Source organism: Lewinella sp. JB7, from assembly GCF_024297185.1.
Taxonomy (GTDB): Bacteria; Bacteroidota; Bacteroidia; order Chitinophagales; family Saprospiraceae; genus Neolewinella.
The window spans coordinates 347,321-369,296 of sequence record NZ_JANCTD010000003.1; the positions used below are offsets into that span (position 1 = coordinate 347,321).

At 61.7% G+C, this 21,976-nt stretch carries 20 protein-coding genes; 11 read left to right on the plus strand and 9 right to left on the minus strand.

Annotation, left to right across the window (positions count from 1 at the left end; all coding sequences use genetic code 11):
- Positions 1 to 7 precede the first annotated feature (7 nt).
- On the minus strand, positions 8 to 1,264 hold the full coding sequence (locus NMA52_RS07605; protein ID WP_254827062.1) for an arginine deiminase family protein: 1,257 nt from the start codon (positions 1,262 to 1,264) through the stop codon (positions 8 to 10).
- Positions 1,265 to 1,400: 136 nt separating this feature from the next.
- On the opposite strand from NMA52_RS07605, the gene NMA52_RS07610 reads away from it, so the two are divergent.
- From NMA52_RS07610 to NMA52_RS07620, 3 genes are read left to right on the plus strand one after another with little or no spacing between them, the layout of a single operon-like run.
- The gene (locus NMA52_RS07610) at positions 1,401 to 2,747 is read left to right on the plus strand and encodes a glucosaminidase domain-containing protein (RefSeq protein WP_254827063.1); all 1,347 of its coding nucleotides are present in this window, start codon (positions 1,401 to 1,403) and stop codon (positions 2,745 to 2,747) included.
- A gap of 9 nt (positions 2,748 to 2,756) precedes the next feature.
- Positions 2,757 to 3,530, plus strand: a complete 774-nt coding sequence (locus NMA52_RS07615; protein WP_254827064.1) for a hypothetical protein — start codon at positions 2,757 to 2,759, stop codon at positions 3,528 to 3,530.
- Positions 3,530 to 4,228, plus strand: a complete 699-nt coding sequence (locus tag NMA52_RS07620) for a ComF family protein (protein WP_254827065.1) — start codon at positions 3,530 to 3,532, stop codon at positions 4,226 to 4,228. The genes NMA52_RS07615 and NMA52_RS07620 overlap by 1 nt, the downstream gene beginning before the upstream one ends.
- On the opposite strand, the gene NMA52_RS07625 is transcribed toward NMA52_RS07620, so the two are convergent.
- Entirely contained in the window at positions 4,229 to 4,705 is a 477-nt protein-coding gene (locus NMA52_RS07625) for a DUF2892 domain-containing protein (protein ID WP_254827066.1), read from the minus strand.
- Between the two features lie 181 nt (positions 4,706 to 4,886).
- Between NMA52_RS07625 and guaB the strand changes: the two genes are divergently transcribed.
- Positions 4,887 to 6,368: an IMP dehydrogenase gene (gene guaB / locus NMA52_RS07630; protein ID WP_254827067.1), complete on the plus strand. Its 1,482-nt coding sequence runs from the start codon at positions 4,887 to 4,889 to the stop codon at positions 6,366 to 6,368.
- Here guaB and NMA52_RS07635 read toward each other — a convergent pair.
- Positions 6,365 to 7,633: an ADP-ribosylglycohydrolase family protein gene (locus tag NMA52_RS07635; RefSeq protein WP_254827068.1), complete on the minus strand. Its 1,269-nt coding sequence runs from the start codon at positions 7,631 to 7,633 to the stop codon at positions 6,365 to 6,367. The genes guaB and NMA52_RS07635 overlap by 4 nt on opposite strands.
- 438 nt (positions 7,634 to 8,071) lie before the next feature.
- Here NMA52_RS07635 and NMA52_RS07640 point away from each other — a divergent pair, with 438 nt between their 5' ends.
- Both NMA52_RS07640 and NMA52_RS07645 read left to right on the plus strand, forming a co-directional pair.
- On the plus strand, positions 8,072 to 8,524 hold the full coding sequence (locus tag NMA52_RS07640) for an FKBP-type peptidyl-prolyl cis-trans isomerase (RefSeq protein WP_254827069.1): 453 nt from the start codon (positions 8,072 to 8,074) through the stop codon (positions 8,522 to 8,524).
- On the plus strand, positions 8,508 to 9,044 hold the full coding sequence (locus NMA52_RS07645; protein ID WP_254827070.1) for a TrmH family RNA methyltransferase: 537 nt from the start codon (positions 8,508 to 8,510) through the stop codon (positions 9,042 to 9,044). The genes NMA52_RS07640 and NMA52_RS07645 overlap by 17 nt, the downstream gene beginning before the upstream one ends.
- On the opposite strand, the gene NMA52_RS07650 is transcribed toward NMA52_RS07645, so the two are convergent.
- On the minus strand, positions 9,021 to 10,436 hold the full coding sequence (locus NMA52_RS07650; RefSeq protein ID WP_254827071.1) for a lipopolysaccharide assembly protein LapB: 1,416 nt from the start codon (positions 10,434 to 10,436) through the stop codon (positions 9,021 to 9,023). The two genes, NMA52_RS07645 and NMA52_RS07650, sit on opposite strands and share 24 nt — an antisense overlap.
- 236 nt (positions 10,437 to 10,672) lie before the next feature.
- Between NMA52_RS07650 and NMA52_RS07655 the strand changes: the two genes are divergently transcribed.
- Entirely contained in the window at positions 10,673 to 12,025 is a 1,353-nt protein-coding gene (locus tag NMA52_RS07655; protein ID WP_254827072.1) for a peptidoglycan-binding protein, read from the plus strand.
- Between the two features lie 17 nt (positions 12,026 to 12,042).
- Here NMA52_RS07655 and obgE read toward each other — a convergent pair whose 3' ends face one another.
- Genes obgE through NMA52_RS07670 form a run of 3 tightly spaced genes read right to left on the minus strand, consistent with a single transcriptional unit; the run spans position 12,043 to position 14,380 of the window.
- Positions 12,043 to 13,080: a GTPase ObgE gene (gene obgE / locus NMA52_RS07660; RefSeq protein WP_254827073.1), complete on the minus strand. Its 1,038-nt coding sequence runs from the start codon at positions 13,078 to 13,080 to the stop codon at positions 12,043 to 12,045.
- A 36-nt stretch (positions 13,081 to 13,116) separates the two neighbouring features.
- Positions 13,117 to 13,698 (minus strand): adenylate kinase, encoded by a 582-nt coding sequence (locus NMA52_RS07665; RefSeq protein WP_254827074.1) that lies wholly within the window; start codon positions 13,696 to 13,698, stop codon positions 13,117 to 13,119.
- Positions 13,699 to 13,747: 49 nt separating this feature from the next.
- Entirely contained in the window at positions 13,748 to 14,380 is a 633-nt protein-coding gene (locus NMA52_RS07670) for an NUDIX hydrolase (protein ID WP_254827075.1), read from the minus strand.
- Positions 14,381 to 14,400: 20 nt separating this feature from the next.
- Here NMA52_RS07670 and pyrE point away from each other — a divergent pair, with 20 nt between their 5' ends.
- From pyrE to NMA52_RS07685, 3 genes are all read left to right on the plus strand, one after another.
- Positions 14,401 to 15,039: an orotate phosphoribosyltransferase gene (gene pyrE, locus NMA52_RS07675; RefSeq protein WP_254827076.1), complete on the plus strand. Its 639-nt coding sequence runs from the start codon at positions 14,401 to 14,403 to the stop codon at positions 15,037 to 15,039.
- Between the two features lie 90 nt (positions 15,040 to 15,129).
- Positions 15,130 to 16,215: a M42 family metallopeptidase gene (locus NMA52_RS07680; RefSeq protein ID WP_254827077.1), complete on the plus strand. Its 1,086-nt coding sequence runs from the start codon at positions 15,130 to 15,132 to the stop codon at positions 16,213 to 16,215.
- A 9-nt stretch (positions 16,216 to 16,224) separates the two neighbouring features.
- Positions 16,225 to 17,037: a hypothetical protein gene (locus NMA52_RS07685; RefSeq protein ID WP_254827078.1), complete on the plus strand. Its 813-nt coding sequence runs from the start codon at positions 16,225 to 16,227 to the stop codon at positions 17,035 to 17,037.
- Here NMA52_RS07685 and NMA52_RS07690 read toward each other — a convergent pair.
- Positions 17,002 to 18,360, minus strand: a complete 1,359-nt coding sequence (locus tag NMA52_RS07690) for a gluconokinase (protein ID WP_254827079.1) — start codon at positions 18,358 to 18,360, stop codon at positions 17,002 to 17,004. The two genes, NMA52_RS07685 and NMA52_RS07690, sit on opposite strands and share 36 nt — an antisense overlap.
- Positions 18,361 to 18,436: 76 nt before the next feature.
- On the opposite strand from NMA52_RS07690, the gene NMA52_RS07695 reads away from it, so the two are divergent.
- Complete coding sequence (locus NMA52_RS07695) at positions 18,437 to 21,184, plus strand: prolyl oligopeptidase family serine peptidase (RefSeq protein WP_254827080.1); 2,748 nt, start codon at positions 18,437 to 18,439, stop codon at positions 21,182 to 21,184.
- On the opposite strand, the gene NMA52_RS07700 is transcribed toward NMA52_RS07695, so the two are convergent.
- On the minus strand, positions 21,168 to 21,944 hold the full coding sequence (locus NMA52_RS07700; protein WP_254827081.1) for a biotin--[acetyl-CoA-carboxylase] ligase: 777 nt from the start codon (positions 21,942 to 21,944) through the stop codon (positions 21,168 to 21,170). The two genes, NMA52_RS07695 and NMA52_RS07700, sit on opposite strands and share 17 nt — an antisense overlap.
- Between the last annotated feature and the right edge of the window lie 32 nt (positions 21,945 to 21,976).

Here is a 21,976-nt window from a genome sequence, read left to right on the forward strand (position 1 = left end):
TCGTGATTTACCCGCGTTCCACCGGGCAGGTCATACAGTGGCTACCGCCCCGCCCCCGGCTGAGTTCCGCGCTGGGCAGCGTGATGATCGTCTTGTTCAGGGAGTTAACATCGACTTCGCCGGCTTTGATCTGCTTCAGCAGGTGTTTTGCCTTTACGATGGTATAACCGTTACGCGCGAGGGTTGCGGCGGTGACCGGGTTGCGGTCGTAGGTAAGGGCGATTCCCGGGGCCAGGGCGACCAGGTTACAGCCGTCGGTCCACTGCTCCCGCTCTTGAAAGGGGCTGCGTCCGTCGCCGGCGGAGATGAAGTTAGCAACGGGGTCGATTTCCTGGAGGATGCATTCCTTCAGGCTGGTATAGGTAGCCGTGCCGCCCGAACTGCGCCACACCTCCACGCCGGCCTGCCGCCCGCCTTCGGCGATGATGGGTTGGTAACTGACGTAGTCGTGGGTATCGATCTGGGTAAAGATGGTGTCCAGGTGCATAAAACTCCGCTCGGCGGGTACGCTGACCCGGACGACGTTGCGCACCACGCCCCGTTCGAACAGGTGATTGGCCAGTTTGCGAATGCTGTAGGTATTGGACCGCTCGCTGTCGCCGATGAGCAAATAGTCCCGGTTGAGTAACATGACGTCTCCACCCTCGAGAAATACTTTCTCCCCCAATTTACTGGGCGGGAAGGTGTCGACATCGTTAAGATTGATGACGCGATCGCTCTTCCACAGTTCGGCGAACATGGGGTGGGCGATGATGACCAGCCGCGTGAGGAAGTTCTCGCGGCTCCGGGCCTGTTTGGCGGCCTTGGTGACCAGGATATGGTCGTTGAGGGTGACGGCGATGTCGCGGGTGAAGATGAAATTGGGGATGGGATCGAAGAGGACCCGGTCGGACTTAGCGGCGTAGCCGGTGATGAGCACTTCGGCCAGTTCGGCGGGCGGCAGCTCGGCCAGCTTCGTCGCGTAGCCGGCGGGGAGCTCCTCGAAGTTGATGATGAGGTCGAGGGTTTCGGCCGTGGCCTCCGGGGAGGCGGCAATGGCTTCTTCTACGAGCTTGCCGATCTCGAGCACGCCGCCGTCGCCGAGAAAGGCGTGCAGCACGTCGGTGAAGACGTCATGCTCCTCCTGCAGGCGGGGCAGGTAAACGATGTCGTCGAAGAGCAGTTCCTCGGCCCGTCGCGGTGTTATGGTGGAGGTGCCGGCATCGGGGCGGTGGACGATGACCCGGCGCAGGGGCGAAATTTCGGAGTTTACTTGGATGGGCATGCGGGCGAAGGTAGGGCGGCGGGCGCGCGGGAGCCAGCCACGGGGTAAAATCTAAAAAAAAGCCAAAAATTGTAGCGTGATCGGACGAAGGTCCGGAAATTAGCCGTTAGAGCTAGACGTACGATTCGAGACTGCCATGAAACAACTACTGACCGGACTTTTCCTATTCCTTTCCCTCCTTGCCACCGCTAATTCCGCACCCTTTACCTGGACCGCCGAAGAAATCAGCGACCAGGAGGCCTACATCGATCGGTACAAGAAGATCGCCATGCAGGAAATGGAACGCTCCGGCGTCCCCGCCAGCATAAAACTGGCCCAGGGCATCCTGGAAAGTGATTCCGGTCGTAGTTACCTGGCCCGGACGGCTAAGAACCACTTCGGCATCAAGTGCGGCAGCAACTGGAACGGCGACAAAGTCTACCGCGAAGACGACGACTACGACGATCGTGGCCGCCTCACGAAGAGCTGCTTCCGGCAGTACCGCAACGCCGACGCCAGCTTCGTGGCGCACTCCGAGTTTCTCCGCGACCCGCGCAAGAGTTTTCGCTACGGCTTCCTCTTCCGGCTCGAGCCCATGGACTACAAGGCCTGGGCCCGGGGACTCCGCAAGTCGGGTTACGCGACCAACCCCCGCTACCCCGAACTGCTGATCACCCTGATCGAGCGGCACAAACTCGACCAGTACGACCGCCCCGGAGCCACCACCCCGATTAATATTGAAGTGCCGGTGGAGGAAGCCATCACGGGCATCCTCAATACCAACGACGTGAGCTATTTCGTCAGCGAGGCCCCGCTGAGCGTGCAGGAAGTCGCCCGCAAGGTAGACCTCAGCGTGCGGCGCCTACTGGACTACAACGAAGAGTTGGTCAGCGAAAACCAGCTGGTGGATTCCCGCGAGCGGATCTTCATCCAGAAGAAGCGGCGTTCCTACCGGGGCCCCGAACGCTACCACACGGTTGCCGCCGGGGAGGACCTGTACGATATCGCCCAGCAGTACGGACTCCGCATTAAGAACCTTGCCCGCCGCAACCGCGTAGGTGAACAGGCCGACCCCGCCGCCGGGGAGCAGATCAAACTCCGGGGAAGCAAGGTGCGCACCGCCCCGCGCCTGGAAAACCCGAATGTAAGTGCGCGTCCCGTACGTCCGGTCATCCCGCCGACCTCGGTCGTGGAACCCGACGAGGACGGCTTTCTGGACATGGGCCAACCGGATACGGACATCCCCCCCTACAACCCTACCGCTCCGACACCCCAACCCGACCCCCGTCCCGTGGTATCTCCCGACCAACCCGTCGTGACCCCGCCGGCCACCACGCCCGCCGGCAACCCCAATCGCCCCGCGGCCGGCTACCACGCCGTGCAGGCTGGCGATACGCTCTACGGCATCAGCCGGCGCTACGGCGTCAGCGTCGAAGAACTCAAACGGCTGAACGCCCTGACCGGCAATACCATTTCCGTCGGCCAACAATTGCGGATACGGTAACTTACCTCCATGTTCCGTCCCTTCCTGTTATTCGTCTGTCTGTTTCCCCTGTTCCTGAACGCCCAGATCGTCGATGAGGAGGGCATCTTCGGCGAAGACTGGGGCGGATACTTCTTCGGGGTGCGCGGAGGGCTGAGCCTGGGTAGCCAGGACTGGTCGAACATCGAAACCGAACTCAATCCGGGGTTCCACGCCGACGCCTTCCTGGAATCGATCCCCGCCGGACGCACCTTCAGTTTCTGGGGACAGCTCGGATATCACCAGCGGGGCAGCCGCATCAGCCGGCGCCGGGTGCTGACCTTCCAGGGTAACCAGATCCGTCTTCCCGCGAACAGCTTCGTCTTCAATAACCTGTCGCTCGGCATCGGGGGCAAGCAAGTGGTCAGCTATACCCGCCTGGCCGATCTGTACTACCTCCTCGGGGTGCGGGCGGAATACAATATTAGCACCAACCTGAGCGAGTACGATCAGCTGAGTAACAGTCAGGGGGTCGCTTTCGGACTTGACTTCCCCATCGACTCCTACGATTTTATCAACCGCTTCACCTACGGAGTGACGGTGGGCGGCGGCGCCAACTTCCCGCTCACCGAAGGTATGGGGGGGTTCATCGAGTTCAGTGCCCAACCGGACCTCAGTTTTCAGTACAAACAGGGCACCATCACCAACGTGATCAACCCCGGCGGTGGCGGCAATACCAGCATCGGCGAGCGGGCCATCCGCAACTTCAGTCTGGAACTGTCGGTGGGCGTGCGCTTTCTTCGCAAGTGGCGGTACATCGACTAATGGGGATCACGGACCTTCTGCGGGGTTTCGGTAGTCTGTTCTTTCCGAACGCGTGCCTGAATTGCCGGCGCCCGGTGGCTCGGCGGGAGGCGCTCCTGTGCCTGCCCTGCGAGGCGGACCTCCCCGTGATCGATCACTGGCGGCTTCCGGAGAATGAGATTCACGACCGGCTGGCCGGCCGGCTGCCCATCTGCCACGGTATTGCCGCCTATACTTTCCGGGAGGGAAACGTGTGCCAGCAGCTCATCCACGCCATGAAATATCACAATCGCCCGGATGTCGGTCGGTTATTGGGCGAAAGACTCGGTGAAATCCTCGCCCGGGTAGCGGGCCTAGATGACCTGACGGGAGTAGTACCGGTACCGATCCACGACCGCCGCCGTCAGGAACGTGGGTATAATCAGGCGGAGATGATCGCCGAAGGTGTAGCCCGGGTGCTGGACCGGCCAACCTACCCGGCAGCCCTGCGGCGCACCGACTTCCGGGGGTCACAGACCCGCAGGGGCAAACTCGAGCGACTGGAGAATGTCCGCGATTCCTTTACCACGGGGCGGGGCGATTTTACGGGGGCGCACTTACTTTTGGTGGACGACGTGATGACCACCGGCGCCACCCTGGATTTTTGTGGCAACGCTCTGCTGGATGCCCATACCGACCTACGATTGAGCGTAGCGACGCTTGCGCTGGTGGAGCGCTAGTTAGTCACCGGCGGAGGTCAGCGCCGCGCGGGCCCGTTCGCCGGGATCGTCTATTTCGGACAATTCGGCGAAGTCCCCACGTACGGCCTTCAGGGCGGTACGCTCCCAGTCAATTTCCTGGCGGGTCCGGTAACCCAGCTTCCGGAGTACGTAGAGGGGCGGGCACCAACCCTGGATGCCGTGTTGCAGCAAGAAAGCCGCGACGGTTCCAGAAAGCAGGTACCAGCGGCGGTCGACCAGGTGCCCCAGGGCCAGTCCCGTAAGAACGAGCGTAGAGGCGTTGGTTTCCAGCATTCGTTCGACGTCCCACTCGTCCTGCAGTTTGCCCAGCCGGCGGTCGATTCCGGCGGGGTTCCGGGCCAGTGCCTCGACGCGACGGACGATGTCCTGCCGGATCTCCCGGTTTGCGGCGGCGGAAGTGTGATCGCTTACACGGCCGGTGGGGGCGTGTTCCCGGACTTGATCCATGGTTTCCATACGCTTGAGTTTTCCCTACATGGAACCCAGAATCGCGAATCGATGTTCCGGTGTGTCCGGGGGTTGGCGGGGGCTTTTATGACCGTAAGCGGGCTGAATAGATCGCCGTGTCTCGCACGATTTACGGGGATTGGCCGTCGTTCCTAGGGTGAAAGCCGGGGCATTTTACATACCTTTGCGCATGGAAGACAACCAAAGCTACCCCGACCGCTTTTCCGTCCAGGGTTTGACCTTCGACGACGTACTGCTGCTGCCTGCCTATTCCGAAGTACTCCCCCGGGAGGTAGATCTATCCAGTCAGCTCACGCGCGGTCTTCGCCTCAACGCTCCCATCGTTTCCGCCGCCATGGATACCGTTACCGACGGTCGCCTGGCCATCGCTATTGCGCGACAGGGAGGGATCGGTATCGTCCATAAAAATATGACCATTGCCCAGCAGGCCGAACAGGTCCGGATGGTCAAGCGCTCGGAGTCCGGCATGATCGTCGACCCCGTCACGCTAAAACACGATGCTACCGTAGCCGATGCCAAGCACCTGATGGCCAAACACCACATCGGCGGAATCCCCATCGTCAATGACGGCTACGCTCTGGTAGGTATTCTTACCAACCGTGACCTCCGCTTCGAAACGGCCTCCCAGCGCCCCATCAGCGAGGTGATGACTACCGAAAGACTGGTGACGGCCCCCGTGGGGACGAATCTCGAACAAGCCAAGCAAATTTTGCAGGGTCACAAGATTGAGAAGCTTCCCGTGGTGGACGATCACGGCATCTTGGTCGGCCTCATCACCTACAAGGATATTCTGAAGGTACAGGACTACCCGAATGCCTGTAAGGACTCCTTCGGTCGTCTCGTGGTTGGCGGGGCCATCGGCGTGACCAGCGATATGCTCGACCGGGTACAGGCACTGGTCGACGTCAACGTAGACGTCATTACGATCGACACCGCCCACGGGCACAGTCGGGGGGTCCTCGAGGCGGTGCGCCGGACCAAGGATGCCTTTCCGGATCTCCAGATCATCGGGGGTAACGTAGCGACCGGGCCCGCCGCCCGGGCCCTGGCCGACGCGGGAGCCGACGGCGTGAAGGTGGGCGTGGGTCCCGGATCCATCTGCACTACCCGCATCGTTGCCGGCGTGGGGGTCCCTCAGTTGACCGCTATCGCGAACGCCGCGGCCGCGCTGCAGGGCACCGGAGTACCGGTGATCGGCGACGGAGGGATTCGTTACTCCGGAGATATCGTCAAGGCCCTGGCCGCCGGCGCGTCGACCATCATGGCCGGTAGCCTCTTCGCCGGCGTCGACGAAAGTCCCGGGGAAACCATTCTGTACGACGGTCGCAAATTCAAGGTATACCGCGGCATGGGTTCGCTCGGCGCCATGAATAAGGGCAGTAAGGACCGGTACTTTCAGGACGTCGAAGACGACGTCAAAAAACTCGTCCCCGAAGGAATCGAAGGCCGTATCCCCTACAAGGGTAGTCTCGCCGAAGTCGTCAATCAGTACCTGGGCGGTCTGCGGGCCGGCATGGGATACTGCGGAGCGGCCACGATCGACGATCTGCAGTCCGCCCAGTTCGTCCGCATCACGGGCGCGGGAATGACGGAGAGCCACCCCCACAACATCACGATCACCAAGGAGGCTCCGAATTACAGCCGTCGCTAACTCCCGGGCTCAGCGGCGGTATTAGGAAGGGCGCGGCGGGCGAGCACGGCTTGCGTCAGCGCGGCGGCATGCGCCTCCAGATCGATCTCCAGGACTTCCCGATTCACCCGCAGAACCATTTCGCGTTGGTCGACGGGCAGTCCCCGGAATCCGTGCAATGCTCCCAGGATAGCGCCGGTGACGGCCGCCACGGTGTCATTGTCCCGGCCGTAGTTCACGACGAACTCCATGGCCGGAGCGAAAGCATAGTCCGAAAACAACAGGGCCGTCAGGTTGATGAGGTTAATCTCTCCGGCGTGGAAAGGCACGTCCTGTCTGGATTGCGCTAGCAGTTCGTAGGCTTTCTGTGTCTGCGCGTACGTAAGGCTGTCGTAGGGATAGCTCTCCGGGATCCGCAATTTCATCTCCCGCACGTCTTCCCGGTTCAGCCGGCGCGCAATCCGGACAATTCCCCGCGCCTGACGAAACTGCTGGTAAGCTACCCGGCCCAGCAGACGCGAGCGGAAGAACCCCTCCGGATCCACTTCGCGCATTACCTGCACGAAAGTTTCCGGTGAAGCTCCGGGCGTAAAGGCGGCGGCCGTGAGGGCGGCAGTCAGGCCGGTGATATCGCGGGCGTACCCCAGATCGAAAAGTCCGAGTTCGTAGGCTCCCCGGTAGGCGGCCAGGGGCCTACCCGGGTAGGCGGCGCCGATCACGGGAGCGTACAGCATCCCGGCACACGACATTTCGCCGCCGTAGAAGCGGGCCAGGGCGTTGCGGTACCCATCGAGGTCCCCCGCGGCGTACGCCCGAGTCACCCGCGCCCATTCCTGTAACCAGGTGAGGCGGCGCATGGCATCTTCCAGCGGTTCCGGAGCCAGGCCCGTGGTGGCCTTCAGCTCGTCGATGCTGACGGCGTAGCGCTCGTTGATGAATTCACTGAACCGGGCGGCACTAAAAACCAGCGGCCCGTTGGCACTTCGGAAGTCGTGCTCGCGGAGCGTATAGTCCGTCATCAGAGCTTTCCAGCGGGTGTCGTCGGTGCCGGCTCCGGGGGGTAGATTGTAGTTCCAGGGACCTTCGGGACTGGGCTCCCGGAGTACCAGGTCCAGGCTATCTACGTGGCCGTACTCGTCGCTGATGTCCGGTTGGTTCCACATTTCCGTCGGTGCCCCCATGGCGTCCCCGATCGCGGATCCTACGAGGCTACCGAGAATCTTGTCGTAAAGGAGGCTGTCGCTGAGCGTGTGGTCCTGGTAATCCTCCTCGTCGTATGCTGTCACGGGGTCGGGTATATGGGGTGGTTGTGGGGGGAGCGGATTTTCCGTTCCGCATCCGAACGAAAACCACCCGGTTGCCATCAGGACCAGCGGGAAAAACCGCACGGGGGTAGTGAGTGCCATTACAGGCCAAAGATAGTCGGATATACCGCACGAATACTGCACGCGGAACGAGTCGGGAGTGTGGACGGCAAAAAAAAGGCCCGCCGGAAAACCGACGGACCGCTTACATACACTCACCTTATCTTATACGCTTAATTCGTTTATTGGAATAACCGTAGGAAATATAAATGTGTTCAAGATTACGAACAATTATTTGTTGTGAGAAATATTTTCACAAAATTATTTCCATTCTTATGGGGACTTAACCCGGCTAGGTCGTGAGATGTGCGCTGAGTGGCCAGACATTTTAGCTATTTTTGCTCCCCCAAATGAAAACATATGAACTCTAACCGCCTCGTCCTACTGCTTATCCTGCCGGTTCTGCTGGCATTCTCCTGCAACAAGGAAGACGATTGTCTGGCCAGTGACCGCTCAATTCAGACGTATCTCGATGAAGAGAACATCGCGGCTACGGAAGGAGAGGCCGGGTTATACTACCTCATCGAAACCGAGGGCAGCGAAGAAAAGCCGGACGCGAACAGTAACGTCACCGTGAATTACTCGGGCATGACGACCAACGGCGACACCTTCGACCAGACGACGGGTACCCCACGCACCTTCTTACTCTCCGGTCTGATTCAGGGCTGGCAGCAAGGAATTCCGAAGATCGGGCGGGGCGGCAAGATTCGCCTGTTCATCCCCTCCGCCCTGGCCTACGGAGCCAACCAGGCCGGCGATATCTGCCCGAGCAGCGACCTGATCTTCGACATCGAGCTTGTCGACTTCGACTAACTATTCACGCATCAGACAGCTTCGTCACCACGAGATCAAAAATGAGGAACGGCGCCACGGCATTACCCTGCTGTGTGCCGACTGGGACGACCCACGCAACGTCGGTTCGGCATTCCGAATAGCCGACGCAGCGGGCATTCGACAACTGATACTAGGGGGAACCACGCCTACCCCACCCCACGCGTCCATTGCCAAGACCGCGCGCTCCACGATAAGACGGGTGGCGTACCGCAGCGTGCCCAACTCCGTCGCCTTTCTTCGGGAAGCTCGCGCGAACGGCGCCCTGGTCCTGGCGCTCGAGATCACGGATACGAGTATCTCCCTGTTCGACTATTCGGTGACTGACCCGGATCGCGAGTTGGTGCTGATCGCCGGAAACGAAGCGGGCGGCGTGGCGCGGGAGCTATTGGAACACTGTGATGCAGCCATCCACCTTCCGATGTACGGTCAGAACACCTCCATGAATGTCGCGGTGGCCCTGGGGGCGGCGGTCTACCTACTGCTTATGAAGTTGCAGTAGGGCCTGCACGTCCCGGTCCTGTTCCAGGTCCGGGTGCCAGTTGAAGAGCAGTTCGTAATCGTCGTAAAACTCCGCCAGGCCTTCGTTTAGCAGGGTCAGGGCCTGCTGCCGGCGATTGCAGATCATGAGGATCGCGACCGTACCGAAGAGCAGCGCGCTGTCGCGGTATTCGACCGCGACGGTCGCCAGCAACTGCAGGGCATCGGCTTCCCGGCCGTGTTCCACGAGATACAGCGCATAGGAGACGTAGGCATCGCTGAACTGATCGTCCATCTCAATAGCCTTCAGAAAGGCCTGTTCGGCTTCCAGGGGAGAATTGGTCGCCGAGCTGCAGAGAGCCAGCCCGAGCCAGCAGTCGGCGGTGTGGTTGGGTAGCTCGACCGCCCGTCCGTAGTTGTAGGCGGCTACGCCCCACTTCTCCTCCGCTACGCAGCACTCCGCGATGTACTGGTAAATGTCGTACATCTCCGGATCGATTTCCAGTGCCCGGAAGTATGCTTTCTTGGCGTTGGCAAAGTCGTCCAGCATCTGGTGGCTGCGTCCGATGCGCATACAGGTTTCGTAGCTTTCCTCGGCCTCGTCCGAATCGAAGTACGCACCGTATGCCTGGAGGGCGGGTTCGTACATTTCGAGGTCAAAGAGCTTATCGGCGTATTCCAGATCGTAGGTACCCCGCCCGTCGTTGAGCGAACGGGCATTGCCGAAGGCCTCCAGCGCCGCGAGATCGTCACCTCCATCATCGTGCCACAGTCCCAGATAGAACCAGGTGAGGTCGTTGAAGGGGTCGCGGTCGGCCTGCCGCTTCAGCAGCTTTCCGATGTTCTTGCGCATGGCGGCAAGCTCCGGCGCGTTGAGCAATTCATCGTAGGCCGGTTCCTGGTAGGGGTCCAGCCGGATCGCCTCGGCCAGTGCCTCGAAGCTCTCCCGGAAACGGTTCTCCTGCATACAGAGCAGCCCGTCGAAGAAAGCCAGCAGGCTGAGCTTTTCGTCCTGATCGACAATGTTGTACAGTTGATCGAGGGCGGCGCGGGCGGCGTCCTGGTGTTCAAAGTGAACGTAGATCTCCAGCCGGAGCATCATAACTTCCTCGTCGTTGGGAGCGTAGATGTTCAGCTGCTCGAGGGTAGCCATGGCTTCTTCCTCTTCCAGGTTGATCTTGTGGATCAGAGCCTTCCACTTGTAAAAGTCGGGGGTGTAATTGTACTGGCTGATGGCCAGATCGGCTACTTCAAGGGTTTGGTCGTAGTCGTGAGCTCCAAAATAATGGACTAGTAGCTCCTCGAATTCTTCTTCCGCGAGAAACAAGGTACCTCCTCCCTGAGCCGCCCGTTCGTATCTGGCCACGAGGGCCATCAGCGCCGTCTCGCGCTGGTCGTTGCTCTTTCTATTCATACCGTATTCTCGCCCCCGGCTTAGTCACCTGGGCCATTGGCTGGGGATCGTGCTAAAAATACGAATTCCAACCCAGAAAGTTGTGTTCGACTTGTCCGGCGCCAGCCTCCCGGGCAACTTATTTAGGCGCGACAAACCCGACGCAGGAGAAGTCGTTACCTTACCGGGCCATACCAAGCGGCCTCCCCGCTCGTTGGTATGCACTACTGATTCCTTTCTACCGAGCTACCGCTACCATGTTAAAATTCCTACCTACCCTTATCGTCCTCTTCCTGGTCCTGCCGCTCCGCGGTCAGGAAACCTTTAACGTGCGCGTCGGCACCTTTCAGGACGTGAAGGCCGATGACTTCGTCGATCTACGGGAAATGGGCTTCGTGTACGGTCAGGCGCGCGACGGCCAGCTCACCGACGTCTACATCGGCAATTATAGCACCCGCGACCGCGCGGAGGCGGTTACCGATCAACTGAAATCCCGCGGATTCCGCAACGCCACGCCCTTCGCGCTGCCCAGCAGCACGGCGCAAGCGGCCACCTACGTCCAGATCGCCCTGCGGGGGAAGGGACGGTCGCTGGACTGGCGCTCCCTGGAGCGCGCCGGCAGTCTGTACGTGGACGCGGTGGACGGGGTAACGAAGGTGCTCGCGGGACCCTTCCCCGATGGAGATGCCGCAAATGAGGCCCTGGGCAATATCCGGAATTTAGGCTATACCGACGCATTTATCCGCACCGCCGAACCCGCCCGCTTGATCCCGATCGGCGTTTTCGAAACGGGGATCAAAAAACCGCTCATCCCCATTGAATTGCGCCAGGTAACCGAACCGGACTCCCCCGCCGTCGTTGCTCCCGCGCCCCCGCCCGCCACCCAAACACCCCCGACACCCGCCGAGCCCGAACTGCTGGGAGAAGAAGCCGTCGCCTCGGCCACGCCGGCAACGGCCGCACCCCCCCGGACCGTCGTCCCCACTCCCCCGACGCGACTGACGGCCGAAGTGGCCGGCTTACCCGCGATCGACGTGAAGACCAAGCGGCATTCCGCCGCCGAACTCCAGCGCGTACTGAAGGAGAAGGGCTACTACGAAGGTAGCATCGACGGATACTACGGCGAAGGTACCCGCAGTGCCTACCGGAAAGCCTGGGAAGACCTGACGGAATTGCGGAAGTACCGACTACTGGCCGCGGCCGAAACCGCCCCCGCCTCCACCGAAGATACTCCGCTGTCCTGGCCGGAAATTTCCGTGGTCCGGACCGTCGCCGACGAGCTGGCCGCCGGCATGGCCAACGACGAGCGCCGGCAGGAGTTGGTGAGCGAACGGAGTCGCCTCCTCAACGCTACGAAAGCCCTGAGCACCGCCGAGGCGACGAGCGCCCGGAACTGGGAAAGTTCGGTTTGGAATAATCTGGACGAATGGGCGACCCAGGATCCGCTGCACGCCCGAATCCTTACGGCACTGCGGGTGACGTACTACCAGTCACAGGCCCGGCTCGAAGCCATGTACCTCCAACGCGGCTTGTCGGCCGTAGCGGCGCGCGACCTGGCGACGGCGAGCCTGCAGAATCTCCTGAGTGCCGATCTGGATCGCTTTCTCTAGCGCGCTACACGCCCGGGCTATTCTTCCTCCATGGCGTACTGCACGCCATCGTAGTCCTGGCGGCGCTCGATGATGAGTCCGTACAGCAGGTCCTTGAGCGCGGTAATGCCCTCTCCGGTGACGGCACTGACGTAGAGACTCGGCAAATCGTCGGGCACCTCACCCTTCCGCAACCGCTTGAGCTCTTCGTCGACCATATCGGCACGGGTGAGGGCCAGAACGCGGGGCTTATCCAGCAGTTCCGGGTTATAGCTCCGCAGCTCGTTAAGCAGGATGCGGTACTGCCCGCGGATGTCGTCCGCGTCGGCGGGAATGCAGAACAGCAACGTGGCGTTTCGCTCGATGTGGCGAAGGAACCGGTGCCCGAGTCCGCGACCGAGGTGGGCATCCTCGATGATGCCGGGAATGTCGGCCATGGCGAAGGACTTGCCGTCGCGGTACTGCACCATGCCGATATTCGGCACGATGGTCGTGAATTCATAGTTGGCGATCTCCGGCTTTGCCGCGGTGACCACCGACAGCAGGGTGGATTTGCCGACGTTCGGCAGTCCGACCAGCCCGACGTCGGCGAGCACCTTCAGCTCCAGGATGTACCAACCTTCCCCACCCTCTTCCCCGGGCTGGGCGTAGTCCGGGCTCTGGTTCGTTGACGATTTGAAGTGGCTGTTCCCCAGGCCGCCGCGGCCGCCCTCCATAATGACACGTTCCTCGTCGTGCCGGGTGATCTCGAAGAGTTGCTCGCCCGTTTCCGCATCGCGGGCGATCGTACCGAGGGGAACGTCGAGAACGACGTCGTCACCGGTAGCTCCCGTGCGGTTATTTTCACTTCCCCGCTCGCCGTGGCCGGCCCGAATGTGCTTCTTGTACTTGAACTGCAGCAGCGTCCACAGGTTCCGGTTGCCGCGCAGGATGATGTGTCCGCCCCGACCGCCGTCGCCGCCGTCGGGCCCTCCTTTGGGAATCCCCTTGGCCCGGTAGAAGTGCTTGGAGCCGGCACCACCGTTGCCGGACTGAAGGTTGATCTTTACGTAGTCAACGAAGTTTGCTCTTGCCATACAATGAAGCCAACGGATTTTGCCGGTGGGTGTGCGCTAATTTTCCACGGCGGGCCCCACGATGGCGTCGATGTCTTCGGCCACTTCGGCGATGGAACGCCGGCCGTCTACGCGGTGAGCCACGCCGAGTTCGTGGTAGAAGTCAAAAACCGGGGTTGTATAGTTCACGAAATTGTCGAAGCGGGTACGGATAATATCCTCCTTGAGGTCGTCGGCCCGGCCGCTGGTTGCCGCCCGCCCGATGATGCGCTGGACGATGGTGTCGGCGTCGACGTCGAGCAGGATCAGGGCGTTAATGCGAGCGCCCTTTTCGCGCATCAGATCGTTAAGGTCGGCGGCCTGGGGGTCAGTGCGCGGAAAGCCGTCGAAGATGATGCCGGTGACGTCGGGGTGCTGTTCCACGCGCTTGCGGAGCATAGCGATGGTCACTTCATCGGGCACGAGATGTCCCTTGTCCATGTAGGATCTCGCTTCCTGCCCGAGGGGGGTGTTGCGGCTTAGTTCCTCGCGGAACATGTCGCCGGTGCTGATGTGTAAAAAATTGTGCTTTTTCACCAACAAGCTGGCCTGCGTACCCTTACCGGAGCCGGGGGGGCCAAATAGGATCAAGTTGAACATAGAGACGTCATGAGTGGGCGGCAAATATAGACAAATTGCCGGCGCCCGGTCAGTCCGTCCCGATTTGTCGCAGTAGGTCCCGTAAGTTCTCATAGATCGGGTCGTGGCTGCCGAGGACCTCCGCCACCGTGCGCCACTCGGCCCTCAGAATGTCCTCACCGGTCTCCGGTACGAGCTCCTCCTGCCCGGTAGTCATGGCGAACCAGTACGTCGGTTTCAGGATGCGGCGTTTACTCCCCCGGTAGGTATGGTAGGTAGTGGGCAGCGCGCGCCCCAGTTCGACTTCCCGCAAGCCCGTCTCCTCACACACTTCGCGCAGGGCGGCCGCCGGTCGGTCCTCCCCGTCGTCGATCTTACCCTTGGGCAGGTCCCAGAAACCGCGGCGGTAGATGAACAACTGACGGCCATTGTTGCGATGGGTGACTACGCCGCCGGCGGCCTCCACCCACTTGTAGTGCGAGCGGAAGTCTGCCCAGAGCGCATCCAGGTCCGGGGCGGTCAGTTCGATGGAGGTGACCTTCGGGCTTCCCTTTTCCAGCGTGTCGGCGTAGTTGAGAAGCGACTTGCGTTTGCCGGAATAACGGGCCGTAAGGTGGGTTTCGGGGGCTTGGTCGGGATATTGACCCGCTTCACCTTCCGCGCGCAGGGTCAGCGGTCGGTCGTTAATATAGATTACGTACATTGGCGCGAAATTTACAACCCATGGATACATCCCGGCAAATTGCCCGTCGCCTTCTGGAGGTTGGTGCCGTAAAACTACAGCCCCAGGACCCGTTTACCTGGGCCAGCGGCCTGCGCTCGCCGATCTACTGCGACAACCGGGTGTTACTTTCCTACCCCGCCATCCGCAGTGAGGTGGTGTCCGCGCTTGCGGGGGCCGCGGGAGCCATACACGGCATCGAGGGTATCGCCGGAGTGGCCACGGCCGGCATCCCCCACGGGGCACTGGTTGCCGACCGTCTGGGCTTACCCTTCATCTACGTGCGCAGCTCGGCTAAGGAACACGGTCGCCGCAACCAAATCGAGGGTCGGCTGGAAACCGGGCGCCGTTACCTGATCGTGGAAGACCTCATCTCCACCGGCGGCAGCAGCCTGAAGGCCGCCGAAGTCGTGCGGGCCGGCGGCGGCGGCGTAGCGGGGGCCCAGGCCATTTTCACCTACCAATTCCCCTCCGCCGACCGGGCCTTCCAGCACGCGGAGGTCCCCCTGACTACCGTGACCAACTACGGCACCCTGGTGGAAGAAGCCGCAAGCATGGGCACGATAACCGACGATGAGGCCGCGACGCTGGCCGACTGGCGGCAGGACCCCCGCGCCTGGAGCGATGCATTTTCCGACTGACGCCCCCGTCAAGCGAATTCTTTCCTTCCTTTACCCCCTTACTACGTGCCCGGGCCGATATTCGCCCGCACGGACAAACACTACATGCGTATGCCAATCCTGAACGAGGACGCCGAAAAATTCCTTCACCGCTACCTGAATAACGCTTCCCCAACCGGCTTCGAAAGTTCGGGGCAGCAGCTCTGGCTGGAGTACATCCGACCCTACGTGGACGAGGTGGGTCTGGACACCTACGGAACGGCTTACGGCGTCATCAATCCCGGCCGCGATTACCGGGTGGTCATCGAGGGTCACGCCGACGAGATCAGCTGGTTCGTACACTACATCTCGGAGGCGGGGTACCTCTACGTGGTCCGCAACGGCGGCAGCGATCACACCATCGCGCCCTCCAAGCGGGTCAATATCCACGGAGACAAGGGAATCGTGCGCGGGGTGTTCGGCTGGCCGGCCATCCATACCCGGCGTGGAGACGACGCCAAGTTGCAGCCGAAGCTGGAAAACATATTTATCGACGTCGGCGCCAAGGACAAGGAGGAAGTTCTCGAGATGGGCGTACACGTCGGCAGTGTAATCACCTACCCCGACGAGCTGGAAGTGATGAACGACCGCTACTACTGCGGACGAGCCCTCGACAATCGCATGGGCGGGTACTGCATCGCCCAGGTGGCTCGTCTTCTCCGCGAACGCCAGGTGGACCTCCCCTACTCCCTCTACATCGTCAATTCCGTACAGGAAGAGGTCGGGCTGCGCGGTGCCCAGATGATCGCCGAACGCATCAAGCCCCAGGTGGCCATCGTTACCGACGTGACCCACGACACCCATACGCCGATGCTCGATAAGAAGAAGGTGGGCGACGTGAAGGCCGGTAAGGGTCCCAGTATTACCTACGCCCCGGCCGTACACAACAAGTTGCTGCAACTCATCGTGGAAGCCGCCGCGGAGGGGGAAATTGACATTCAACGCGAGGCCAGTAGCCGCGTGACGGGTACTGACACCGACGCATTCGCATACTCCAACGGCGGCGTACCCTCGGCCCTCATCAGTCTGCCCCTCAAGTATATGCACACTACGGTAGAGATGGCGGCGAAGGATGACGTGGAGGGCGTGATCGAGCTGATCCTGCGCACCCTGACCAAGATCGAAGACGGTATGAGCTTCCACTACTTCGAGGTGTAACCGCCCCGCATGCGTAATCCACTGCTCAACTGGCTCTTCTACGGGCACTTCTGGATTGCGCTGGCAGCCACGGCCCTCAGTTGGCAGTCGACTTACCTGAATACCGGACAGACCGGCCTCCAACGCCGGCACCTGTTCGTGTTTTTCGCTACGCTGGGCGTCTACACGCTGCACCGCTTGCTGAGCTACCGCCGGGCCGGAAGTCATCCCACCGGGCGCCGCTACCGGTTGGTGGCCCGGGAACCCGTGGCCTCCCTGGCGGTCGGCGTGGGCGGCATCATGACGGCGCTCGTACTGGCTACCGCCCTGCCCCTGCGCACCTTTCTGCCGGTGCTGGCGGCCCTCCCGTTCACCGCCTTCTACCTGATTCCTCTTTATCCCGGCGGGCCGCGACTTCGCGACCTGGCATACCTCAAGGTGGTGTGGGTAGCCCTGGCCTGGACCCTGGTAACGGATATTTTCCCGCTCGGCTTCGGTCACCACGATTTCACCGAAACCGGCATCCGCTTCGCGCTTACCCTGGCTACGGCCCTGTTCTTCGACACCCGCGACGTGGCCCTGGACCGGCGGCAGGGCGTGCGGACCCTGGCGGGAAGTCGGCCCGGTCTGAACCGGTGGACGGGACTTACCCTGCTCACCGGCTGCGCCCTGGCCTCTTTTCTCCACTATCCAACCGTCCAGGGAAGCGCCCTGGCCCTCGGCTACCTTAGCGGCGTCGCGATTGGTTGGCGCACCCATGCCGGTCGGGGGGAAGATTACTACGCTACCTGGGTAAACGGCGTATTGCTACTCCCACCACTCGCTCTCTACTTGTTTGCTTAGCGCCCGCCGCACCATAAGCGCGGCCCCGTACGCACTCGCCTGGGGGGTACCGGCAACCTCCACGCGGCGTCCCGACCGTTCAGCGAGGAGCTTCACCCAGGCGTCGGCACGGGTGAAGCCGCCGCTGGCGTAAATGACCTCCGCGGGACAGCTTGCTTCCTCCACCTGACGGAGGATCTCGACGATGTTGTCCGTCACGCCCAGCAGCACGGCCCGGGCGATGTCGGTTGCCGTGTGGTGACCACGCAGTCCCCGCAGCGACGCCGTAGCCAGGGCATCCCAGATCGGGGCCCGCTCACCGAAGAGGAAGGGCTCAAAACTCAGGTCGCAGTCCTCCGCCTTCGCCGCGGCTTCCACCATTTCCCCGATGTCGGCGAAGTGCCCCCGCAGCAGCTCGTAAGTCCACTCGAGCACCTTTCCCCCGTTGTTGGAGGCCCCGCCGAGTACCCTCAGGTCATCGTAGAGCAGGTAGTTGAACAGCTGGTGGTCCGTAGCGGCCGGCCGTCCGCGGTGGGTCACGCGCACCGCTCCGCTAGTTCCAATAGTTAGTGATACCCGCCCCGGCTCCGTGATGCCGCTGCCCAGATTGGCCAAGCAACCGTCGGAGCCGCCGATGATCAGGGGGATGTCCGTCACCCCGAGGCGCTTACCTACGTCGGGGCGCCACTGGAGTCGGGTATCCCCGGGTACAACGCGGGGGAGTTTAAGCTCGAGGGGCTCGTCTCCGCCCGCCAGGCGCAGGGCTTCCTCATCCCAGGTCCGGGTGTCCAGATCGAGCATTCCGGTGGCACTGGCGAGTTGTTCGTCGAGCACCGGGCCGTTCGTCGTCCACTGATCGACGAGGAACGATTTGAGGTCGGCCAGGTACACCCCGCCCTTCAGAAGCTCCGGCTGGTGGAGGGTCATCCACCGCAGTTTAACCAGCGGCGACATCGGATGCACCGGCGTGCCCGTTCTTTTGAGGAGGCGGGAACGCAGGAGCGGAGAAAAATCACCCATTACCTGCTGGGGCCGGACATCCGCCCAGGTAACGATGGGCCCGGTCGGTTCCCCCCGTGCATCGAGCAGCAGTACGCCGTGCATGGGGCAACTGATGCCCAGCCCGGCCACCGGCCGGGTGAGGGAAGCCACCAGATCGGTGAGCAGGGATTCGGCTACGTCCAGGATCGTCCGGGCGTCCTGGACGGCCGCGCCCGGCGAGGGGTGGCGGAGGGGGTAGTCGCCACTGCGTTCGTCGATCAGGGTTCCTTCCTTGGTGAAGGCGCAAATTTTAGCGGAGGTCGTGCCGAGATCGAGACCGAGGTAGAGTGCGTCAGGGGGCATGCGCGTAAAGATAGTTCGGTGGGTCAGACTCCCATTCGGCTCGCGTATATTTACGGCTTACCCTAAACCGCCCCCCGTGAGATACCTGGCTACTCTAGCTCTTCTGCTCCTTTATTGCACCTGCGTCCCCGCCCAAAAAGCCATCGAAGTGGCCGATATGCAGGCCTGGAAACAGATCCGGGGAGAACGCATCAGCGCCGACGGCAGCCACGTCCTCTATACCCTGACCCCCGACGTGGGCGACGCCGAAGCGATCGTATACCGGACGACCGACCAGCGCGAATGGCGCTTCCCCCGGCTGGAAGACGCGACCTTTTCCTACGATGGGAAGTACCTGATCGGCCTGGTCAAACCCACCCGCGATACCGTCCTGGAATACAAGCGCCGGGAAAAGACCAAGGAGTTAAAGCAGCTCGACACCCTCCTGGTCTGGGATCTGCAGTCCGACACGCCCCGCCGCTTCCCCAACGTCTACGACTTTAAGATCAGCGAGCGCTCGGCCGACGTGTACGCCTACACCACTAAATCGCTGCTCGCCGACAGCCTGCGCAAGGACCTCGACAAGGATGCCAGTCGCCTGCTGGTGCGCAAGTTCAGCAACCAGGACAGCTTTTACCTGGAGGGTGTGATGGAGTACCGGGTGGCGCGGGATCAGCCCATCGTCGTGGCCCGTCGGACGGCCAAGGACAGCACCTGGACCGACGGCGTGCTGCGCATCGACCCCAGCGAAGTGGAGTGGCAGACGCTCAGCAGCGGGCCGGCTAAGTTCAGCGGGCTGAACATCAGTTATGACGGTAAGCAGGTCGCCTTCCTCAGTTCCGAGAAGGATGCCGAAGGCAAGCAGCCGCCCTTCCACCTGCATTACTGGTCGAGCGGAAGTGACTCGGCCTACATGGTGACGGGTCGTGACATGAGCTGGCTGCCCAAGGGTTACCGCATCAGCGACGACCGGCGGCCGGAATTCAGCGAGGACGGCAAGTACCTTTTCTTCGGTACCACCCCCCGCCGCCCGGAACTCGACAGCAGCGCCATTGCCAGCGAAATGGCGGACGTAGAGGTATGGACCACCGAAGATCCGCTGCTCTACACCCAGCAGAACAACAATCTGGAACAGGACCGGAAATTCACTTACCTGGCCATGTACCGCACCGGAGCGGACGAGTTTTTGCAGCTCGCCACGCCGGAATTTCCGGAAAGCAGTCAGCCCCGGGATAACCGCGGCCGCTACGTGATGCTCTACAACGACAGCCCCTACACCAAGCAGACTATGTGGGAAGGCGGACCGGCGGCCCGGGACATCGTCGTCGTCGACCTGACCAACGGAAAGCGCACGTCGGCGGTGTCGGGGGAATCGGGTTACTTCAGCTGGTCGCCCACCGGGAAATACATCAGTTGGTACAATCCCGTGGACTCGGTCTACCGCACCTTCGACGTGGAAGACAACGAACTGAACACCATTACCTCGCGCGAACTGGGCATCTTCTACGACGAGCGCAACGATCAGCCTAATGATCCCTCCCCCTACGGCGTGGCCGGCTGGTTGGAAGACGATAAAGGCATCATCATTTACGACCGTTACGATTTGTGGCGCATTCACCCCGACCGGGAGGGCGACGCCGAGCGCCTCACCCGCGGGCGCGAAGCCGGCATCGAGTACCGCTACTACGATCTGGACAAGGAACGGGATGCCGTAGACGAAACCATGGTGCTGGTGACCCAACGCGACGCGGACTACCACGGAGGATTCGCCCTGCTGAAACCCGACGGCCAGATCAGTCAACTGGCGACCGGCCCGTACGTCTACGACAATTTCAGCAAGGCCCGACTGGCGGAACGCTACCTGTATACCCGGGAGAGCTACACGGATTTTCCCGACTTGCGCCTGACCGACGCCCTGACGAAAACGGGCACGGTAATCTCCGCGGCGAACCCACAGCAGTCGGACTACAACTGGGGTACGGCGGAAGAATACCGCTGGATCGACCACGAGGGGCGGGAGCTCCGGGGTCTACTGATCAAACCCGCCGGCTTCGACTCCACCAAGCAGTACCCCCTGTTGGTCAATTTCTACGAACGCAGCAGCGAGGGTCTTTACCGCCACCGGACGCCCGTACCCGGCCGATCCTCCATCAACTACCCGCACTACTCGAGCCGCGGCTACGTAATCTTTAATCCGGACGTCATCTACCGGGAGGGTTACCCCGGCGAAAGCGCCTACAACTGCGTGATGAGCGGCGTAAGTAGCCTGCTGATGGAAGGGTACATCGACAAGCAACGCATCGGCCTGCAGGGGCACAGTTGGGGGGGCTACCAAGCGGCCTATCTGGCCACTAAAACGGACCTCTTCGCCGCCATCGAGTCGGGCGCGCCCGTTGTGAACATGTTTTCGGCCTACGGGGGCATCCGTTGGGGCAGCGGCCTGAGCCGGCAATTCCAGTATGAGCGTACCCAGAGCCGGATCGGAGGAAGCCCGTGGCAGTATCCGCTGCGCTACCTGGAGAACTCCCCCATCTTCACGACCGATAAGGTCAATACGCCGGTCCTGATCCTGCACAACGACGAGGACGGCGCCGTGCCCTGGTACCAGGGGATCGAGTGGTTCACGGCCCTTCGCCGACTGGGGAAGCCCGCCTGGTTCCTCAATTACCGGGGCGAGCCCCACTGGCCCGTCAAGGCACCGAACCGGGCCGACTTCCAGACCCGTATGAGTCAATTCTTCGACTACTACCTACTGGGTGCGCCCCTGCCGGCATGGATGGAAAAAGGCGTAAGTCCGCTGGAGCGGGGAATCGATCAGAACCTGGAACTCACGGGGGAGAAATAAGCATGCGCAGGGCCCGCAGATCGAATGCTCGTGACAAGCCGTCGGCCAGCGTCAGCTCCAGCCTACCCTCCCGCGATACCCCGGTAATGTAGCCCGCGAAATCCTCCTCCGTGTCGGTATTCCGGAACCGGGACCACTGCCCCAGGCGGTACAGTCCCCGCAGGTAGGTAGCCGACAGCAACGCCTGCCGCCCCGGAAGCGTGAGTGAATATCCCTCCCGCAGCAGCGAGAAAAGAGTGTCCCGCACCCGCTCCAGGTCCAGCACTCCCCCGGTGAGTTGCCGCAGGGAGGTGGCCGTCGTGTTCAGTACCGGCGGAAAGGCCATCTCGTTGACGTTCAGGCCGATGCCGGCCACGGACCACTGCACCGTGCTACCGCGCAGGCCGTTCTGGATGAGGATGCCGGCGATCTTCCGGTCACCCACGTAGATGTCGTTGGGCCATTTGGTGCGAACAGTGGTGCCTAAATCGGCGGGAAGGAACCGGCGCACGGTATCGGCAACCGCGATGGAGATGAATTCGGTAAGCACGAAGAGCCGGTCGACTGACAGATGGTCAGGCCGCAGCAGGACGCTGAGGGTCAGATTGTCGCCCGGCGTCGCGTGCCAGAAATTACTTCCCTGGCCCCGGCCCGCGAATTGCTCGTCGGTGGTGAAGACCGCGCCGTCGGCCAGCCCTTCTCCCGCCGCCAGGGCCTGTAGCATGGCCGAATTGGTGGAGGCAACCCGCGCAAAGTGGCGGGCAACTTTAGGAATAAGCAAATTGTTTGTTTTACACTATTCTTCCCGGAATG

Excerpts from the sequence above, each read along its gene's own strand:
- NMA52_RS07605 (WP_254827062.1), bottom strand. The coding sequence starts at position 1,264 with ATGCCCATCCAAGTAAACTCCGAAATTTCGCCCCTGCGCCGGGTCATC.
- NMA52_RS07610 (WP_254827063.1), top strand. The coding sequence starts at position 1,401 with ATGAAACAACTACTGACCGGACTTTTCCTATTCCTTTCCCTCCTTGCC.
- NMA52_RS07615 (WP_254827064.1), top strand. The coding sequence starts at position 2,757 with ATGTTCCGTCCCTTCCTGTTATTCGTCTGTCTGTTTCCCCTGTTCCTG.
- NMA52_RS07620 (WP_254827065.1), top strand. The coding sequence starts at position 3,530 with ATGGGGATCACGGACCTTCTGCGGGGTTTCGGTAGTCTGTTCTTTCCG.
- NMA52_RS07625 (WP_254827066.1), bottom strand. The coding sequence starts at position 4,705 with ATGGAAACCATGGATCAAGTCCGGGAACACGCCCCCACCGGCCGTGTA.
- guaB (WP_254827067.1), top strand. The coding sequence starts at position 4,887 with ATGGAAGACAACCAAAGCTACCCCGACCGCTTTTCCGTCCAGGGTTTG.
- NMA52_RS07640 (WP_254827069.1), top strand. The coding sequence starts at position 8,072 with ATGAACTCTAACCGCCTCGTCCTACTGCTTATCCTGCCGGTTCTGCTG.
- NMA52_RS07650 (WP_254827071.1), bottom strand. The coding sequence starts at position 10,436 with ATGAATAGAAAGAGCAACGACCAGCGCGAGACGGCGCTGATGGCCCTC.
- NMA52_RS07655 (WP_254827072.1), top strand. The coding sequence starts at position 10,673 with ATGTTAAAATTCCTACCTACCCTTATCGTCCTCTTCCTGGTCCTGCCG.
- obgE (WP_254827073.1), bottom strand. The coding sequence starts at position 13,080 with ATGGCAAGAGCAAACTTCGTTGACTACGTAAAGATCAACCTTCAGTCC.
- NMA52_RS07665 (WP_254827074.1), bottom strand. The coding sequence starts at position 13,698 with ATGTTCAACTTGATCCTATTTGGCCCCCCCGGCTCCGGTAAGGGTACG.
- NMA52_RS07670 (WP_254827075.1), bottom strand. The coding sequence starts at position 14,380 with ATGTACGTAATCTATATTAACGACCGACCGCTGACCCTGCGCGCGGAA.
- pyrE (WP_254827076.1), top strand. The coding sequence starts at position 14,401 with ATGGATACATCCCGGCAAATTGCCCGTCGCCTTCTGGAGGTTGGTGCC.
- NMA52_RS07680 (WP_254827077.1), top strand. The coding sequence starts at position 15,130 with ATGCCAATCCTGAACGAGGACGCCGAAAAATTCCTTCACCGCTACCTG.
- NMA52_RS07685 (WP_254827078.1), top strand. The coding sequence starts at position 16,225 with ATGCGTAATCCACTGCTCAACTGGCTCTTCTACGGGCACTTCTGGATT.
- NMA52_RS07690 (WP_254827079.1), bottom strand. The coding sequence starts at position 18,360 with ATGCCCCCTGACGCACTCTACCTCGGTCTCGATCTCGGCACGACCTCC.